Genomic DNA, 16,698 nt, shown 5'->3' on the forward strand with positions numbered 1-16,698 from the left:
TCGACGGTCGGGATGCCGGTCCGAGCCGAGGCCAACGGCCCGATCGTCGATCCGCAGGGCAGATCGGCCCGGTGCTCGTAGCGCTGCAGGCCGACCCCGGCCTGCCGACAGGCGAGCTCGAAGGCGGCGGCCGTCCGTCCGTCGGTGGCATAACGGAGGTTGGGATGCACCTTGAGCACCGGTCCGGCGTTGACCTCGATCAGGTGGCCGGGCTCGTGCCGCTCCGGGTAGTTGGGATGGGTGGCGTGGGCCATGTCCGCCGAGGCCAGCAGCGAGTCGGGCAGCCGGCGCAGGAAATCCTCGCGGGTGCCGCCGGCCGCGAGCACGATCCGCTCCAGGACGGTGCCCAGCAGGTCGGACTGGGCGCCGTGGTCGGAGGACGACCCCACCTCCTCGTGGTCGAAGACCACGAGGACGGGCAGGAATCCCCGCGGTTCGGCGGCCACCAGGGCCTCCGTGCCCGCGTAGCAGCTGGCCTGGTTGTCCAGGCGCGGCGCGCTGAGCAGGTCGCCGTCGGCGCCGATCACGGTCGACGGGGTCAGGTCGTGGGTCATCAGGTCGGCGGCCAGCACGTTGGTCGGCGCCACCCCCGCCCGTTCCGCGACGAAGTCGACGAACGGCTTGATGTCCGCACCGGCTCCCCAAACCGCGTTGACGTGGCGTTGCGGGTCGAGAGTCAGCGATTTGCGGTCCTCGGCGAGGTGGATGGCAAGCTGGGGCACCCGCAGGATCGGGTCGTCGATCCGGACCAGCCGATGCTCGACCCTGGCGCCGTCATGCACCGACAGCCGTCCACTGATGCCCAGGTCGCGATCCAGCCAGGAGTTCAGCCACGCCCCGCCGTACGGCTCGAGCGCGACCACGCGCCACCTGGCAACCAGGCGATCGGGATGCTGCTTGACGCGCAGGTTAGGGCTGTCGGTGTGCGCGCCGACGATCCGGAATGGGCCGTCGCCACCCTCGGAGTTCCAGGCCACCAGCGAGCCGGCCCGCACCGTGAAGTAGCGGCCCGGTTCTTCCGGCCACCGGTCAGACTCGCTCAGTTCGGCGAATCCCGCAGCGATCAGCCGCGCGGCGACCGTGGCGCAGACGTGAAATGGCGACGGAGAAGCGTCGATAAAATCGCAGAGGCCTGCGGCGCTGGCCGACATGTTGATCATCATGACTGTCGACGACGACCGTCGCCACGCTGGGCCCGATTGCGCGGCTCCTTGTTCGCGCACTTCCTGCGCTCACCGTCGCCACGCTAGGGTCAGCAGAGTGCCTCCCGTCCAACCACAGCCCATCCTCGAGCCGTTGACGCCTGCGGCGGTCTTTCTGGTGGTGACCATCGACGACGGCGGAGAGGCGACGGTGCATGCCGCGCTGCCCGACATTTCGGGGCTGGTGCGCGCAATCGGATTTCGGGAGCCGCCGAAACGGTTGTCGGCCATCACCTCCATCGGCTCCCGGGCCTGGGATGGCTTGTTCTCCGGGCCCCGCCCCGCAGAGTTGCACCCGTTCGTCGAACTGAATGGCCCCCGGCACAACGCCCCGGCCACGCCCGGGGACCTGCTGTTCCACATCCGGGCTGAAAGCCTGGATGTCTGTTTCGAATTGGCCGACCGCATCCTGCGGTCCATGGCCGGTGCGGTCACCGTCGTCGACGAGGTGCACGGATTCCGCTACTTCGACAACCGCGATCTGTTGGGCTTCGTCGACGGCACCGAAAATCCCGATGGCTCACTCGCCGTCAGCGCCACCGCGATCGGCGCCGAGGATCCTGAGTTCGAGGGCTCGTGCTACGTGCACGTGCAGAAGTATCTGCACGAGATGTCCTCGTGGAACGCCCTGTCGGTCGCCGAGCAGGAGCTGGTGATCGGCCGCACGAAGCTGGAGAACGTCGAACTGGATGACGAGGAAAAGCCGGCCAACGCCCACATCGCCCTCAACGTCATCACCGACGCCGACGGCACCGAACTGAAGATCGTGCGGCACAACATGCCGTTCGGCCGGCTCGGGAAGGGCGAGTACGGCACCTACTTCATCGGCTATTCCCGCACGCCGCAGGTGACTGAACAGATGCTGCGCAACATGTTCCTCGGTGATCCACCGGGCAACACCGACCGCATCCTCGAGTTCTCCACCGCAGTCACCGGTGGCCTGTTCTTCTCGCCCACCGTCGACTTCCTCGACGATCCACCGCCGCTGCCCGCGGTACCGGTGACGGAAACGCTTGCCGTACAAGACGGCTCACTTTCGATCGGCAGCCTGAAAGGAACCACTTGATGAACAACCTCTACCGCGAGTTGGCACCGGTCACCGAAGCGGCGTGGAAAGAAATTGAAACCGAGGCGTCCCGGACGTTCAAACGCCACATCGCCGGACGCCGGGTTGTCGACGTCAGCGAGCCGGGCGGTCCGGTCACCGCGGCGGTCAGCACCGGCCGCCTGGTCGACGTGACGTCACCCTCCGACGGCGTCGAGGCTCACCTTCGGGCGAGCAAACCCCTTGTCCGGCTCCGTGTTCCGTTCACTCTGTCCCGCTATGAGATCGACAACGTGGAGCGCGGCGCGCAAGACTCGGACTGGGACCCGGTCAAGGCCGCCGCCAAGAAGCTGGCCTTCGTCGAGGACCGCGCCATCTTCGAGGGCTACCCCGCGGCGTCGATCGACGGCATTCGCACCTGCAGCTCGAACAAGCCGCTGACCTTGCCGGCCGACCCCCGCGAGATTCCGGACGTCATCACCCAGGCGATCTCCGAACTCCGGCTAGCCGGCGTCGACGGTCCGTATTCGGTGCTGCTGTCCGCCGACGTCTACACGAAGGTCAGCGAAACCACCGAACACGGCTATCCGATCCTCGAGCACATCGACCGGCTGGTCCCGGGAGACATCATCTGGGCGCCGGCGATCGATGGTGCTTTCGTGCTCACCACCCGCGGCGGCGACTTCGATCTGCAGCTGGGAACCGATGTGTCGATCGGCTACACCAGCCATGATGCGGAGACCGTGCAGCTGTATCTGCAGGAGACGCTGACATTCCTGTGCTACACGGCGGAGGCGTCGGTCCCGCTGACCTCCTAGGAATAAATGGCGGCGGACCGCTGCTGACGGGGGGGCAAGTGAACTTCACTCCCGGAGGCAGGGTCCGATGGCAACAACAATGGCCGGCTCCACCGCGTTGGTGACCGGAGCAACGTCCGGTATCGGCCGCGAGATTGCGTTACAGCTCGCGGAACGCGGGGTAGAGGTGATAGTGCACGGCCGCAGCGCAGAGCGCGGCGCCAAGACGGTACGTGATATCGAAAACGCCGGTGGCACGGCTCGTTTCGTCGCGGCAGACCTCAACAACGCCGACGACGTGCGCCGCCTGGCGGCCGAGGCGGGACCGGTCGACATCCTGATCAACAACGCCGGTATCTACGAATTCGGAGCCACGGTAGAGACTGATGACGCGGCGTTCGACGAGCACGTGAATGTGAACCTGCGCGCGCCTTACATTTTGGTCCAGCAATTGGTGCCGTGGATGATCGAGCGCGGCGCCGGCTCGGTGGTCAGCGTGAGCACCGTGGCGGCTTCGGTGCCGGCGAGCGGCGCCGGCATCTACGGCGCCACCAAGGCCGGCCTCGAATTACTGACCCGCGTGTGGGCGGATGAGTTCGGGCCGTCGGGGGTACGCGTGAACGCGGTCTCCGTCGGGCCGACCGACACTCCCGGTACCGCGGCGCTACCCGGCATGCTGGAGGCGGTGGCGGCCAGCACCGCGTTGGGCCGGCCCGCCGATCCGAGTGAAATCGCCAGCGTGGTCGTCTTTCTCAGCACCGCCGACGCCAGCTACGTCAACGGCGCCGTCTTGCCCGTCAGCGGCGGTCAACGCGCGATCACCGCCTGAGGCACGGTTTTTCGCTACAGGTCCAGCACGAGTTCGGTCTCCGGAGCCGCCGAGCAGATGAGCACCGTCCCTGGCTCGGGAGGCTCCAGGGGCTGCTGCACGTAGGTGGCGCTGCCGGAAACCACACCGGTGACGCAGAGGTGACAGACGCCGCTTCGGCAGGAGAACCGGGTGGGCACGTCGCAGGCTTCCGCCAACTCCAGGATGCTTCCGTACGTGGAAGACCAGGTGGCCGTCAGGCCGCTGCGCGCGAACGTGATTGGCGGGCCCGTCCCCGGAACCCCCGCCGGGAGGTGCGGCGGTTTGCGCGGGGTGTCGTCGATGATGCCGGGGTTGATCGGCGGCAAGGCGCCGAATAGTTCGCTATGGATCCGCTCGGGCGCCAGGCCGCCGGCGGCGAGTGCCTCGCGCATGTCGCTCATGAACTGGGTCGGGCCGCACAGGTATGCCGTGGCATCGGCCGGGATACCCAGGGCCGCGATGGCCGGGCGGTCCAAACGGCCTTGAGTTTGTGTGTAGAACACCGATTGCCGCGCACTCGGCAGAGACTCGACCAGGCTGGCGACTTCCGTTGCGAATGCCTGCGTTTCGCGGTTGCGGGCGGTGTGCAGCCACCAGATCTCGCGGCCGCTGCCGCCCGCCGCGAGCGCGTGCAGCATGGCCAAGACGGGTGTGATCCCGATTCCCGCCGACATCAGCACCACGGGACCGCCGCCGTCGGTGAGGTAAAACTCGCCGCGCGGTGCGGCGGCCTCGACGACCGAGCCCGGCTCGACGTGCTCGTGCAGCCACGAGCTGACCAGACCGTGCTCTTCCCGCTTGACGCTGATGCGGTAGTGCCCCGCCGCGGGGTCGCCGGAGAGGGAGTAACTGCGCAGTGGCGCCGGCGTACCCGCGCCGGGGATTCGCACGGTCAGATATTGCCCCGGAAGCGGCGCAGGCAGCGCGGAACGGTCGTCCGCCTGAAGTTCAATGGACATCACCTGTGGGCTTTCCCGGCGAATTTCGCTGACCCGTAAGGGCCGAAACCCACCCCATGCCGGTGTCGCACCCGGAGGCGCGGCCGCCGATCCCTGTGGTGCGTCGAGCATGTCCCGGAATGATTGCTGCCACCCGGGGCTGAGCGCGGGGACATCGACGATCTTGGGGAGTAGCCCTAGGTCACGGTTCGGCAGGTAGAGCAGCGCGTCGACGTCGGCGACGCTGAGTTCGTGGCGGCCACGGCGGGTCCGCACGATGTCGTCGCCGGCGCGGACCCGTCCCTCGGTGATCACCCGAAAGTAGAAGCCCGGGCGGCGTTGGGAGACAAGCAGGTTCGGCATCCTGGGTTCCTCCATGCGCATGCCGACCCGGAAGCAGGTGACGCGGGGCTGGGTGACCTCGAACTCGGCTTCGCCGATCCGGTAGCGGTCGCCGATGCACACCTCGTCGTCGGGCAGCCCGGTGATGGTGAAGTTCTCTCCGAAGTGGCCGGGCACGAGGTCGTCGCGACCCAGGTAGCTCTTCCAGAAGTCGTATGACTCGGTCTGATAGACCATGACGGCCCGTTGCTCGCCGCCGTGTCCGCCGAGATCGCCCTGACCGTCGCCGTCGATGTTCAGGCGACGCACCATGACCGGCCCTTCGACCGGTTTTTTCCAGATCCCGGTGTAGACGGTTTTGCCGTGCCACTCGACGTTGCGGGGCAGCCCCACGTTCACCGATATCAGTTTGCCCACCGGGCCACCTCCGCAGGCCCTGACTGGAGGGCTGGCTCACACTATGCCAGCCGGAAGACGACGGCAACACGAGGCGACGCCTCCGATATGCGCACCACGGCTGTTGCGCGGCGCACCGTCCGGTGCATACTGGGTTGCATAACCCAAAGTCCGGGATCAACGTGGCGTAGCTGAAATTCGCCGCTTCGGTCGAGGGCGAAATTAAGGAGGAGAGCCATGGCGGCTGTTCATCATCGCTATGCCACCGTCGACGGTCACCGCCTGTTCTTCCGCGAAGCGGGCCACTCGAGCGCTCCCGCGCTGGTGCTGTTGCACGGGTTTCCCACCAGCTCCTACATGTTCCGCCATCTGATCCCGGTGCTCGCCGACCGCTACCACGTCATCGCGCCGGATCACCTGGGCTTCGGGCTCTCCGACGCGCCGTCCGTCGACGAGTTCGACTACACCTTCGACGCGCTGACCGACCTCACTGCCGCACTGCTGCGCGCCGTCGACGTCGACCGGTACGCGATGTACGTCCAGGACTACGGCGCGCCGATCGGCTGGCGGCTGGCGCTGCGCCACCCGTCGTCGATCACCGCGATCATCACCCAGAACGGTAACGGCTACGACGCGGGATTCGTCGACAGTTTCTGGAAGATCGTGCGGGCTTACCAAAGCGAACAAACGCCCGAGACCGAGGCCGCGGTCCGGCAGTTCCTCACGCTGGATGCCACTCGATGGCAATACGTCACCGGCGTTGCCGATGAGACGCTCGTCGACCCCGAATCGTGGCACCACGATTACGCGCTCATATCGCGACCGGGCAATGACCTGGTGCAGCTGAAACTGTTACGAGACTACGCAACCAACGCGCCGCTCTACCCGCGCCTGCATGCGTACTTCCGCGCCAGCCAGGTGCCGCTGCTGGCGGTGTGGGGCCGTGGCGACGAGATCTTCGGCCCGGCCGGCGCCCAGGCGTTCGCCGACGACCTCCCCAATGCCGAGATCCGCCTGCTCGACGGCGGACACTTCCTGCTCGAGTCCGCACTCGACGAGGTAGCCGAACTGATCGGAGGCTTCCTCGCCAGGGCCGACATGGCTGCCTGACCGAACCCCCCGACGGCCCGGGGCATCAATGGGTTGGATATCCCATAGTTCGGGGCGGCCGCGGGTTAGCCTGACGCGATGGCCCATCCCGATGTTCGCGACGAACAACGGTTGACCGCCAAGGGGCGTGCCACCCGGGATCGCATCGTGGAAGCGGCCGCCCGACTGATCGTCACCGAGGGCCTGTCGGCTGCGAACATGGAGAACGTCCGCAGGGCGGCGTCGGTCAGCGGATCCCAGCTTGCCCACTATTTCGCCGACAAGGCCGCACTGATCCGCGCGGTCATCCGACGCCAGATCGGCGTGGTTCTCGACTTTCACCGCCAACCCGGGCTGGGAGGCCTGACAACGTTCGATGACTTCGAGCGGTGGGGCGATCTCAACATGCGATACCTCAGGCGCATCGGGTATTTCGGCACGCCTACCTACCACGCTCTCGCGGCCCAAGTGGCGAAGTCGGACGAGCCGACGCGGGAGACGCTGGCCACCGGCTATGGGCAGTGGATCGACCTGCTGGAGGCAGCGATCCGGCGGATGAAAGATAACGGCGTCTTGGTCGCCAACGCCGACCCGAGACGGTTGGCGATGGTCATCGTCGCCGCCCATCAGGGCGGTGGCACCCTGGCCTTCACCTACCGCGCGGAATGGCCGCACGCCGACGCGGTGCGCTTCGCGATCAACTACCTGCGCACCTTCGCCACCGATCCGAACGAGCGAGCCCCTCGCCCGGCGCGGCGCACCCGGCGCCGAGCGAGGACCGCCACGTGAACGCCGAAAGTCCGGGACGATTCACGCGCAAGGGACTGGCGACTCGCGCGCGCATCATCGACGCCGCCGCGCGAATCATGTTCGAGCGGGGCGTCGCCAACACCAGCATCGACCAGGTACGGCGAGCGGCCGGAGTGGGCGGGTCACAGATCGGGCACTACTTCCGGGACAAACGCGATCTGATCCGTCAGGTCGTTGCCACCCGCCGCGAGGACGTGCGGGCCTTCCACACCCAGCCACCGCTGGGCGCCCTCGACAGCTTCGCCGCCCTGCAGGCCTGGGCCGACGCCTGCGTCGCCGCCGTCGACACCGTGTACCGGGTGGGCGGTTGCGTGTACGGCTCCTTGGCGGGCGAATTGATCGATTCCGACGACGAAATTCACGACGATCTCTCCGCCGGTTATGACCTGTGGATCGAGTTGTTCGAGACCGGTCTTGCGGCGATGCGCCGGCGCGGCGACCTACGGCCCGACGCCGATCCGCGGCACCTGGCGGTGTCGTTGGTCGTCGCGCACCAGGGCGGCGCCATGCTGACATATGCCACCGGCGATGCGGAACCGCTGCGCGCCGCCGTCAACGCCGCCGTCGACTACGTCCGCTCCTTCGGAACGCGGAGGCCGAAGAGCCGAGCCGCTTCGAAGCGGCGCCGAGGCCTATCCCGATCCGAATGAGGTCACCTCGCCGCTGGACAGAATGGGATGTTTGGCCCATAATAACTGGGTTGGTTGGCCCAGTACGTCGTTGCGGCTCACGGTTTCAATGGATGTCCCTGTGACGCGGGGAGATTAGCTGTCTCAGGGGTGTCGCTGAAAAGAGGGGATGGAGATGGGGCTGGCATGGCAGCAGGGTCCGCTCGCCACGGGATCGGTCGGTCACTTTCTGACTGAACAGCCGTTGCCGGCGCGGCTCTTGTACGTCGAACCGCTGAGGAGGCGCATGCGAGTTCGCCTCGCCGACACATGGGTTGCCGACAGCCAAGACGTGATCCTGTTGCACGAGCCGGGGCGTTATCCGGTCGCCTACTTCCCGCGCAGTGATATCGAGGCCGGGGCCCTGGTGGCCGAGGAAAGGCTCACCCAGCACCAGGACCTAGGCGACACCCGGTGGTTCACCGTCAAAGTCGCGGAGCGAGAGGCGACCCGTGCGGCGTGGCAGCACACCGCGCTGCCGCCGCACGCTTCGGTACTCGACGGGCACCTCGCATTCGCTTGGCGTGCCATGGACGCTTTCTACGAAGAGAACGAGCGGATCGTCGGGCACGCTGCCGATGCCTATCATCGGATCGATATCCGTTCCACTTCAAGGCATCTCATCGCTCGTAGCAGCGACCGAGTGATTGCCGATACCAAGCACCCACTAGCTTTGTACGAATCCGGATTCGCTCCACGCTGGTACGTGCCCCGCGAGGACGTCGACGAATCTGCCCTCGAACTGGTTGACACGCAGACCTTTTGCCCATACAAGGGGATCTGCTCCTACTACGATATCGGCGACCGCAAGCGGGCGGCGTGGTCGTATCGAAACGCCTGGCGCGAGGTGATACGAGTTGGCGATCTGGTGTCCTTCGAACCGGACAAGATCGACGTCTACCTCGACGGCAAACAGTTGCGGCTCGAGCCCGGCCAGACCGTCATTCCACACGGCGTCGACCGGGGGCTCGACATCGAAGAGGTCTCGGATTTTCACGGTGCCGAGGGCAATGTCGGGGTAGTGCAGGAACGAAACCACCAATCGTCCGGGCAGGCGTAGTGGTCGGGCGGAGAACCAGTCCGGATCGGGTAGGAGCGTTCTCCGACGGCGTTTTCGCGGTGCTGATCACGATCTTGGTGCTCGAGCTCAAGCCGCCCGCCGCGGCCAGCTTCAGCGCCTTGCTACCACTGTGGCCCACCGGCCTGAGTTATGTCGTCAGCTATTTCTTCATCGCCATCGTATGGGTCAACCATCATCACCTGTTCGGCTATGCGGAGCTGGCGACGCCGCGGCTGGTGTGGTCGAATTTCGCCCACCTATTTTCCGTATCCCTCCTCCCGATCACCACCGAGTGGATCGCCGACAGCAGGCTCGCCGCTGCGCCCGTGGCGTTGTACGCGTTCGTCTTCGTTCTGGTCAACGTCACCTATCTGGCGCTGTGCCGGGAAGTGATCGATCGGCCGGCCCACGAAGGCCCCACCGACCGGATGCGTAGGTTGATGCGGATGAGGTCATTCATCACGGTCGGCGTTTTCACGACGGCCGGGGTGACCGCCCTCTGGTGGCCGTTGCTGGGAATGACATTGATTTGCGTTTGTCTGATCGGGTATTTACGACCGGATGTTCCCAATCCGAAGAAGATCGAGGTTTGACCATGCCCGTGCCCTCCGTCCTGGTTTTCGACGTCAACGAAACGTTGGTCGACATCGAGTCACTCGCACCGCTTTTCACCGAGCTGTTCGGCGATGAACGGGTGCTCCGCGAGTGGTTCGCCCAGCTGGTCATGTATTCGATGTCCGCGACGTTGGCGGATAGTTATGTGGACTTCTCCACGCTGGCCCAAGGTGTGTTCCGTATGGTCGGCGATATCCACGGCGTGGCCGTCTCCGACGATGACGCGCACCGGCTGAAGAACGGCTTGCTCACCATGCCGGCCCACCCGGATGCGGCGGAGGGGCTCACCATGTTGAAAGACAACGGTTTTCGTCTGGTCACCCTGACCAATTCGCCGCCCAACCCGGATGGTCCTACGGCGCTGCAGAGTTCCGGGCTGGCCGAATTCTTCGAACACCAATTGAGTGTCGATGCCTGCCGCGCCTTCAAGCCGTCGCCCACCGTGTACCGGTATGCGTGCGAGACGCTCGGAGTGGCCCCGGCTGACTGCATGATGGTGGCCGCCCACGTATGGGACACCCTCGGCGCCCAGAGTGTCGGCTTCGGCGGGGCGCTCATCGCGCGGCCCGGCAATCCGCCGCTGCCCGTCGACGGACTGCCTCAACCGGACCTGGTGGCGGGCGACCTGCGCCAGCTGGCCGCGCAGCTGATCGACCACTGAGGACAACCGGGGAGGACCACGAACGATGGCACACGAAGAGTCGGGCTATGACGTCGTTGTGCTCGGCGCCGGGCCGATCGGGCAGAACGCCGCAGAGCGCGCCCGGGCCGCAGGCCTGAGTGTCGCCATAGTCGAGCGCGAACTCGTCGGCGGCGAGTGTTCCTACTGGGCCTGCGTGCCCAGTAAAGCCTTGCTGCGTCCGGTGATTGCCATCTCGGAGGCCCGCCAAGTCGACGGCGCGCGGGAGGCGGTCAGCGGGTCCATCGGCATTCCGGGGGTCTTCGGCCGCCGCAACCGCTACGTCACCGACTGGGACGACACCGGCCAGGCCGGCTGGGTGGGTGGAATCGGCGCCACCCTGGTGCGCGGCCATGGCCGGTTGGACGGCGCCCGGCGAGTCGCGGTCACCGCGTCCGACGGGGCGACGTCCGTGCTGACCGCGCGGCACGCCGTCGTGATCTGCACCGGAAGCCGGCCCCTCTTGCCCGACTTGCCCGGCATCGACGAGGCGAGGCCGTGGACCAACCGCCAAGCCACCGAAAGCAGTTCGGTCCCCGAGCGGCTCGCGGTGGTGGGCGCCGGCGGCGTAGGCGTCGAAATGGCGACTGCGTGGCGCGGATTGGGATCTCAGGTGACCCTCCTTGCGCGGGGCTCGGGCCTGCTGCCGCGGATGGAGCCCTTCGTCGGTGAACTCATCGGCCGTGGCCTCGCCGATACGGGCGTGGACGTGCGCGTCGGCGTATCGGTGCGCACGCTGCGCCGGCCCGAGGGCGCGGAGGTGACCCTCGAATTGGACGATGGCTCCGAATTGGTGGTCAACGAAGTGCTTTTCGCGACGGGTCGCGCACCGCTCACCGATGACATCGGCCTGCACACCGTGGGGCTGACGCCCGGCGACTGGCTCGACGTCGACGACACCTGCCAAGTACGGGCCATCGAAGACGGTTGGCTCTACGCCGCGGGCGACGTCAATCACCGGGCCCTGCTGACCCATCAGGGGAAGTACCAGGGTCGCATTGCCGGAGCGGCCATCGGAGCGCGGGCCGCGGGCGCCCCGTTGGACACCGCGCCGTGGGGCCGGCACGCAACCACCGCCGACCATTACGCTGTGCCGCAGGCCTTCTTCACCGTGCCCGAAGCCGCCGCCGTCGGCCTGACGGCCAGGCAAGCCGAACAGGCCGGGTACCGGCTGCGCACCGTCGATGTGCAGATCGGCGACGTCGTGACGGGGGCCAAGCTCTATGCGGACGGGTACGCCGGGCGCGCACGGATGGTGGTGGACCTCGACCGTGGGCGTTTGCTCGGGGTCACGCTGGTTGGGCCGGGAGTCACCGAGATGCTCCACTCCGCCACCATCGCCGTCGCGGGCGAGGTGCCCATCGACCGGTTGTGGCACGCGGTGCCCTGCTTCCCCACGGTCAGCGAGCTGTGGCTGCGGCTCCTCGAGGCGTATCGGGATGCGTCGGACCATAATTGACGCATGGCTACCGCAGACGGATTCCACCCAGACTTCGACGAGGCAACACCGGAAGCGACCCACAACCGGGTGCACCACGTCAGGGCTGCGGACATCAGCTCCGACACCGCGCAATCGGAGGGACTGCGCCGCTTCGCCGCGCTCAGCGGAACGTCAGTCGGCGCCGAAAAGCTCTGGATGGGCGAGACGCACGCGTCACCCTCGACCGTCTCGTCCAACCACCATCACGGCGACTCGGAAACCGCCATCTACGTGCGCAGCGGCCACCCGGAATTCGTCTTTCACGACGGCGCGCAAGAGGTGAGGATCTCGACCTCACCCGGCGACTACGTCTTCATCCCGCCGTATCTGCCGCACCGAGAGGAAAACCCCGACCCGAACACGCCCGCGGAGGTGGTGATCGCGCGCAGCACCCAAGAGGCGGTCGTCGTGAACCTGCCGGCGTTGTATCCCCTTCAGTAAACCGCGATTTCGACCAGGTTGCCGTCGACGTCGCGGCAGTAGTGGGAGGTCATCGGACCCAGGGCCCCCGTCCTGGTCACCGGTCCCGCAACGATCTCCGCCCCACATCGCACGAGGTGGGCATGCACCTCGCCCGGGCTGCAACGAGTGATGAAGCACAAGTCCTCGGAACCGGCCGCTTCGACCGAACCGGTGACCCACTCGGGATCGTCCCCCAGCGCCCCGACGGGCCGCAGGTTCAGTTTCTGGTCCCCGAACCGCAGCGCGATTCGGTTGGACGGCCCGAACGTTTCCCGCCGCATCCCGAGGACCCGCTCGTACCACGCGGCCGTGTCCTCGACGTCTCGGCAGTTCAGCACCACATGGTCGATCCGTTCCACGATGAACTCCATGTTCGGCCCTCCCCTACGGCTGAGCGAAAACCATTTGGCACCAGACTAATCCGACTCGCCCGGCGCCGGGATCGTCGAGCGGCGTCTGCCCGCTGACATCGTCGGCCGATGGAACCTTTCCCCATTCACTCAGCCAATTCTCAACAGATTCTTCGGCGACTCATGGCTTGTCTCCCAGCATCCGCAAAGCCACTGGCCGCAGCATGTTTTCATGACGAACGAGCCGATGTGCGCGAACCTGGTCGAACGGTACCTGCGCGTCCGCGGGCGCCGCTATTTCCGTGGCCATCATGATCGCGAATACTTCTTCGTCACCAGCGCCCACCCGCGGCGCCTGCACGTCCATCTCGAGATCTCGCCCGCGCACGGCGATGTGCTGATCATTCGGGTGACTCCCGGCTGCTTCTTCCCCGCCACCGAGCGGCCCTGGCTGGTGCACTTCTCGGACACCTGGAACCGCCAGGATCGGGAGGTGACCGCGATCGTGCACGGGTCGTCCGATCCGCAGCGCATCGGCGTGGTGGCGCGCAGGTCGCACTGGATTCGACGGAGCGTCTCGTTTGACGATTTCGCCGCCTTCGTCGACCACACCATTGCGGATGCGACCGAGTTGTTCGACGCTCTGAGCCCCGCCGTCGAACTGCCGACGGCGCATCCGTTGTTGCGGGACGCGGGCTGATCCTGCCGGCCAGGTCGTCACCCCAACGGGGCGGCGAGCGGCGTCCCCGCTCTGCGCCGATGAGCCGGCGAGCCCGAAAATCCGAGTGCAAACGGACGTTAGGCGCGCGTCCCCGCCGCGGCCAAACCGCTCAGCAAACGGATATGACATTCTCTTTTTCGGAGAGTATTATATGCTCAGCAGGCACGGGGTTTGAGATCTGCGTCACATCGGCAATCAAATGCCAAACAGCACTGACACGGACGGCGGGGAGCCATGGCGGGTAGCGGCGTTGAGGTGGCCGACAACCACGAGATCACCAAATGGGATCCGGCCTTCACCGAGCAGGTCAGCAAGGCCCTCGGACCGGTCATCAAGCGGTGGTATCGCGCCGAGGTGCGCAACATCGACAACGTCCCGCCGTCGGGCGGCGCGCTGGTGGTATCCAACCACTCGGGCGGCATGCTGACGCCCGACGTGCTGATCTTCTCCCCGGCCTTTTACGAGAAGTTCGGCTACGACCGCCCCGTCTACACCCTGGGCCACTACGGCATTTTCATGGGACCCCTAGATGGCTGGCTTCGCCGCCTCGGGGTCATCGAGGCCAGCCGTGAAAACGCCGCCGCCGCGCTGCACTCGGGCGCGGTGGTGCTGGTGTTCCCGGGCGGCGACTACGACTCCTACCGGCCCACCTTCAGCGCCAACACCATCGACTTCAACGGCCGCACCGGCTACGTGCGGACCGCCATCGAGGCCGGGGTGCCAATCGTGCCTACCGTGTCGATCGGGGGCCAGGAGACTCAGCTCTTCTTGACCCGCGGAAACTGGCTGGCGCGCAAGTTGGGGCTGACCAGGGCGCGCATGGACATTCTGCCGGTGAGCTTCGGATTCCCCTTCGGACTCAGTGTCATCTTCCCGCCGAACCTGCCACTGCCGGCCAAGATCGTCACCGAAGTACTCAAACCGATCGACGTCACGGCCCAATTCGGCGACGATCCCGACATCGACGAAGTCGACGCCTACGTGCGCGGGGTGATGGAGTCGGCCCTCCAGCGATTGGCCGGTCAACGCAAGCTGCCCATCCTAGGCTGACCGACCGCGACTCGAGGTTCGACATCATGCGAAATCCGCTGCAGCGCAACTTGATTGTCCGGCAGGGTGGCGCGTGAAAAGGTTGAACGGCATGGACGCCATGCTGCTCTACAGTGAGACACCGAACCTCCACACTCACACATTGAAAGTGGCGGTCATCGACCCCGCTGACTCCGACTTCGGTTTCGAGGCGTTCCGCCGCCACGTGCGACGCCGGCTGCACCTGCTGGAACCGTTGCGCTACAAGCTCGTCGACATTCCCTGGCAGCTGCATCACCCGATGTGGCAGGAGGACTGCGCGGTCGACCTCGACTACCACCTCCGGCGGGTGCAGGTGCCCGCGCCCGGCGGGCGGCTAGAACTCGATCAGACGATCGGCCAGGTCGCCTCGATGCCGCTGGACCGCAGCCGCCCGCTGTGGGAATTCCACTTCGCCGAGGGACTGGCCGGGGGAAGGTACGCCCTGATCGGCAAGGTCCATCACGCGCTGGCCGACGGTGTGGCCTCCGTCAACCTCTTGGCGCGCGCCATGGATCTCGAGGACGGGCCGACCGACGAGCGGGACAACGACGAAGCGGGCGTCACCGCGTCGCCCGCCGACCTGCTGCGATCTGCCGCCCGCGACCACGCGCGGCAGATCGCCGAGCTCCCCGGGCTGCTGAGGGATGCCGCCACCGGGTTGACGCGGGTCCGCCGCCGATCCAGAGAACGGGGTGCCCACCCGGATCTGGCCGAGGCCTTCGACGCTCCACCGACCTTCCTGAATCACGTCGTGTCGCCCGTGCGGCGGTTCGCCAGCACGACGCTGCCGCTGGCCGAAGCCAAGGCGACCGCCAAGGCGCTGGGCATCACCCTCAACGACCTGATACTGGCCACGGCGGCCGGCGGCCTGCGCACACTGTTGCTGGCCTACGACGGCGCGGCCGACCGGCCGCTCATCGCGTCGGTGCCGACGGCCACCGACAAGTCGGACCGCATCACCGGAAACGAGATCAGCGGTCTGATGATTTCGTTGCCGGTGCACGTCGCCGATCCCGCCGAACGGGCACGGCTGGTGGCGCTGGCGACCCGAATCGCCAAGGAAGACCACGAGATCCTCGGCCCCGAGCTTTACGGCCGGCTGATGGCCTATCTGCCGACCGCGTTCGCTCCGGCCGCATTCCGGTGGCTGGGGCGGCGCGACGCACCCAACAAGCTGATGAACGTCGCGGTCTCCAACGTGGTGGGCCCGCGCGAGCGCGGACACTTCGGCGGCGCGACGGTCACCGAGATCTACTCGACCGGGGTGCTATCACCGGGCGCCCCGGTCAACATCACCGTGTGGAGCTATGTCGACCAGCTGGGCGTCGCCGTGCTCACCGATGACCGGACGTTCGATGACCCACACGAGGCGACCGACGCCATCCGCGCATCGTTCGCCGAATTGCGCACCGCGGCAGGCGTTTCCGCCTAGACCGACAGGGTCGCGTCCAATACGGAGTAAAACAGGCCCAGGCCGTCTTCGGACGGCCCCGTCAACGCTTCGATGGCGTGCTCCGGATGCGGCATCAGTCCGACCACACGACCGTTGGCGGAGCTGACGCCGGCGATGTCATGCAGCGAGCCGTTGGGGTTGTCGTGGTAGCGGAAGACCACCCGGCCCTCGCCCTCGAGCTCCTCGACGACGTCGGCGGGCGCCACGTAGCGGCCTTCGCCGGACTTCAGCGGCACCAGCAGGTCCGCGCCGCTCTCGAAACGCGACGTCCAGGCCGTCGACGTCGACGCCACGCGCAACCACACATCGCGGCAGACGAAGTGCAGACCGACGTTGCGGGTCAGGGCCCCCGGCAACAGCCCCGCCTCGCAGAGCACCTGAAACCCGTTGCAAATGCCCAACACCGGCATTCCGCGGTTTGCGGCCGCCACCACTTCGCCCATCACCGGGGCGAACCTGGCGATCGCCCCCGCACGCAGGTAGTCGCCGTAGGAGAAACCGCCGGGCACCACCACGGCGTCGACGCCGCCCGGGCGGCGCGGCGTGTCGGTGCCGAGGCGGTCAGCCTGTGGCACGCCGACGCCGACCTCAAGGGCGTCGACGCCGTGGTGGTGCCCGGCGGTTTCTCCTACGGCGACTACCTGCGTGCGGGGGCGATCGACAGGTTCTC

At 66.8% G+C, this 16,698-nt stretch carries 17 protein-coding genes and 2 pseudogenes; 15 read left to right on the plus strand and 4 right to left on the minus strand.

The window, feature by feature from the left end; translation table 11 throughout:
- Positions 1 to 1,151: M18 family aminopeptidase (locus A9X05_RS05170; RefSeq protein WP_082970895.1), on the minus strand; the 1,151-nt coding region annotated here is incomplete at its 3' end.
- Between the two features lie 109 nt (positions 1,152 to 1,260).
- Here A9X05_RS05170 and A9X05_RS05175 point away from each other — a divergent pair.
- The 3 genes from A9X05_RS05175 (at position 1,261) to A9X05_RS05185 (ending at position 3,873) form a co-directional block, all read left to right on the plus strand.
- On the plus strand, positions 1,261 to 2,268 hold the full coding sequence (locus A9X05_RS05175; RefSeq protein WP_067779710.1) for a Dyp-type peroxidase: 1,008 nt from the start codon (positions 1,261 to 1,263) through the stop codon (positions 2,266 to 2,268).
- The gene (locus A9X05_RS05180; protein WP_067779713.1) at positions 2,268 to 3,065 is read left to right on the plus strand and encodes a family 1 encapsulin nanocompartment shell protein; all 798 of its coding nucleotides are present in this window, start codon (positions 2,268 to 2,270) and stop codon (positions 3,063 to 3,065) included. Before A9X05_RS05175 ends, A9X05_RS05180 begins: the two co-directional genes overlap by 1 nt.
- A 79-nt stretch (positions 3,066 to 3,144) precedes the next feature.
- Entirely contained in the window at positions 3,145 to 3,873 is a 729-nt protein-coding gene (locus tag A9X05_RS05185) for an SDR family NAD(P)-dependent oxidoreductase (protein ID WP_231978249.1), read from the plus strand.
- A 14-nt stretch (positions 3,874 to 3,887) separates the two neighbouring features.
- Here the strand turns inward: A9X05_RS05185 and A9X05_RS05190 are convergent, their stop codons facing one another.
- Positions 3,888 to 5,591: an MOSC and FAD-binding oxidoreductase domain-containing protein gene (locus A9X05_RS05190; RefSeq protein WP_067779719.1), complete on the minus strand. Its 1,704-nt coding sequence runs from the start codon at positions 5,589 to 5,591 to the stop codon at positions 3,888 to 3,890.
- A gap of 216 nt (positions 5,592 to 5,807) precedes the next feature.
- Between A9X05_RS05190 and A9X05_RS05195 the strand changes: the two genes are divergently transcribed.
- The 8 genes from A9X05_RS05195 to A9X05_RS05230 all read left to right on the plus strand — a co-directional run bounded on the left by A9X05_RS05195 (position 5,808) and on the right by A9X05_RS05230 (position 12,412).
- Complete coding sequence (locus A9X05_RS05195) at positions 5,808 to 6,680, plus strand: alpha/beta fold hydrolase (protein WP_067752326.1); 873 nt, start codon at positions 5,808 to 5,810, stop codon at positions 6,678 to 6,680.
- A gap of 78 nt (positions 6,681 to 6,758) precedes the next feature.
- Complete coding sequence (locus tag A9X05_RS31940) at positions 6,759 to 7,448, plus strand: TetR/AcrR family transcriptional regulator (protein ID WP_067752323.1); 690 nt, start codon at positions 6,759 to 6,761, stop codon at positions 7,446 to 7,448.
- Positions 7,445 to 8,119 (plus strand): TetR/AcrR family transcriptional regulator, encoded by a 675-nt coding sequence (locus A9X05_RS31945; protein WP_067779722.1) that lies wholly within the window; start codon positions 7,445 to 7,447, stop codon positions 8,117 to 8,119. The genes A9X05_RS31940 and A9X05_RS31945 overlap by 4 nt, the downstream gene beginning before the upstream one ends.
- 154 nt (positions 8,120 to 8,273) lie before the next feature.
- A complete protein-coding gene (locus tag A9X05_RS05210) occupies positions 8,274 to 9,197 on the plus strand; it encodes a DUF427 domain-containing protein (RefSeq protein ID WP_082950076.1) in 924 nt (307 codons plus the stop codon).
- Positions 9,197 to 9,790 carry a TMEM175 family protein gene (locus tag A9X05_RS05215; RefSeq protein ID WP_067752317.1) on the plus strand — a complete coding sequence of 198 codons (594 nt, stop codon included), beginning with the start codon at positions 9,197 to 9,199 and terminating at the stop codon, positions 9,788 to 9,790. Before A9X05_RS05210 ends, A9X05_RS05215 begins: the two co-directional genes overlap by 1 nt.
- A 2-nt stretch (positions 9,791 to 9,792) precedes the next feature.
- Complete coding sequence (locus A9X05_RS05220) at positions 9,793 to 10,473, plus strand: haloacid dehalogenase type II (RefSeq protein ID WP_067752314.1); 681 nt, start codon at positions 9,793 to 9,795, stop codon at positions 10,471 to 10,473.
- A gap of 25 nt (positions 10,474 to 10,498) precedes the next feature.
- Positions 10,499 to 11,950, plus strand: coding sequence for an NAD(P)/FAD-dependent oxidoreductase (locus A9X05_RS05225; protein ID WP_067752311.1), 1,452 nt, complete (start codon positions 10,499 to 10,501; stop codon positions 11,948 to 11,950).
- Positions 11,951 to 11,953: 3 nt separating this feature from the next.
- Positions 11,954 to 12,412 carry a cupin domain-containing protein gene (locus A9X05_RS05230; RefSeq protein ID WP_067752308.1) on the plus strand — a complete coding sequence of 153 codons (459 nt, stop codon included), beginning with the start codon at positions 11,954 to 11,956 and terminating at the stop codon, positions 12,410 to 12,412.
- On the opposite strand, the gene A9X05_RS05235 is transcribed toward A9X05_RS05230, so the two are convergent.
- The gene (locus tag A9X05_RS05235; RefSeq protein WP_067752305.1) at positions 12,406 to 12,804 is read right to left on the minus strand and encodes a VOC family protein; all 399 of its coding nucleotides are present in this window, start codon (positions 12,802 to 12,804) and stop codon (positions 12,406 to 12,408) included. The two genes, A9X05_RS05230 and A9X05_RS05235, sit on opposite strands and share 7 nt — an antisense overlap.
- A gap of 211 nt (positions 12,805 to 13,015) precedes the next feature.
- Here A9X05_RS05235 and A9X05_RS05240 point away from each other — a divergent pair, with 211 nt between their 5' ends.
- The 3 genes from A9X05_RS05240 to A9X05_RS05250 all read left to right on the plus strand — a co-directional run bounded on the left by A9X05_RS05240 (position 13,016) and on the right by A9X05_RS05250 (position 16,007).
- Positions 13,016 to 13,483, plus strand: a complete 468-nt coding sequence (locus tag A9X05_RS05240) for a hypothetical protein (protein ID WP_067752302.1) — start codon at positions 13,016 to 13,018, stop codon at positions 13,481 to 13,483.
- 255 nt (positions 13,484 to 13,738) lie between these two features.
- Positions 13,739 to 14,554: a lysophospholipid acyltransferase family protein gene (locus A9X05_RS05245; protein WP_067779725.1), complete on the plus strand. Its 816-nt coding sequence runs from the start codon at positions 13,739 to 13,741 to the stop codon at positions 14,552 to 14,554.
- Positions 14,555 to 14,627: 73 nt separating this feature from the next.
- Positions 14,628 to 16,007, plus strand: coding sequence for a wax ester/triacylglycerol synthase family O-acyltransferase (locus A9X05_RS05250; protein ID WP_197498934.1), 1,380 nt, complete (start codon positions 14,628 to 14,630; stop codon positions 16,005 to 16,007).
- Here the strand turns inward: A9X05_RS05250 and purQ are convergent.
- Positions 16,004 to 16,555 (minus strand): annotated as a pseudogene (purQ, locus tag A9X05_RS05255) (phosphoribosylformylglycinamidine synthase subunit PurQ); the annotation flags it as partial. The gene A9X05_RS05250 and the pseudogene purQ sit on opposite strands and share 4 nt — an antisense overlap.
- Between purQ and A9X05_RS29380 the strand changes: the two are divergent.
- Positions 16,547 to 16,698 (plus strand): annotated as a pseudogene (locus A9X05_RS29380) (phosphoribosylformylglycinamidine synthase subunit PurQ); the annotation flags it as partial. The pseudogenes purQ and A9X05_RS29380 overlap by 9 nt on opposite strands.

Origin of the sequence: Mycobacterium sp. E3298, assembly GCF_001666895.1 — a bacterium.
In the GTDB taxonomy this organism is placed as follows: domain Bacteria; phylum Actinomycetota; class Actinomycetes; order Mycobacteriales; family Mycobacteriaceae; genus Mycobacterium.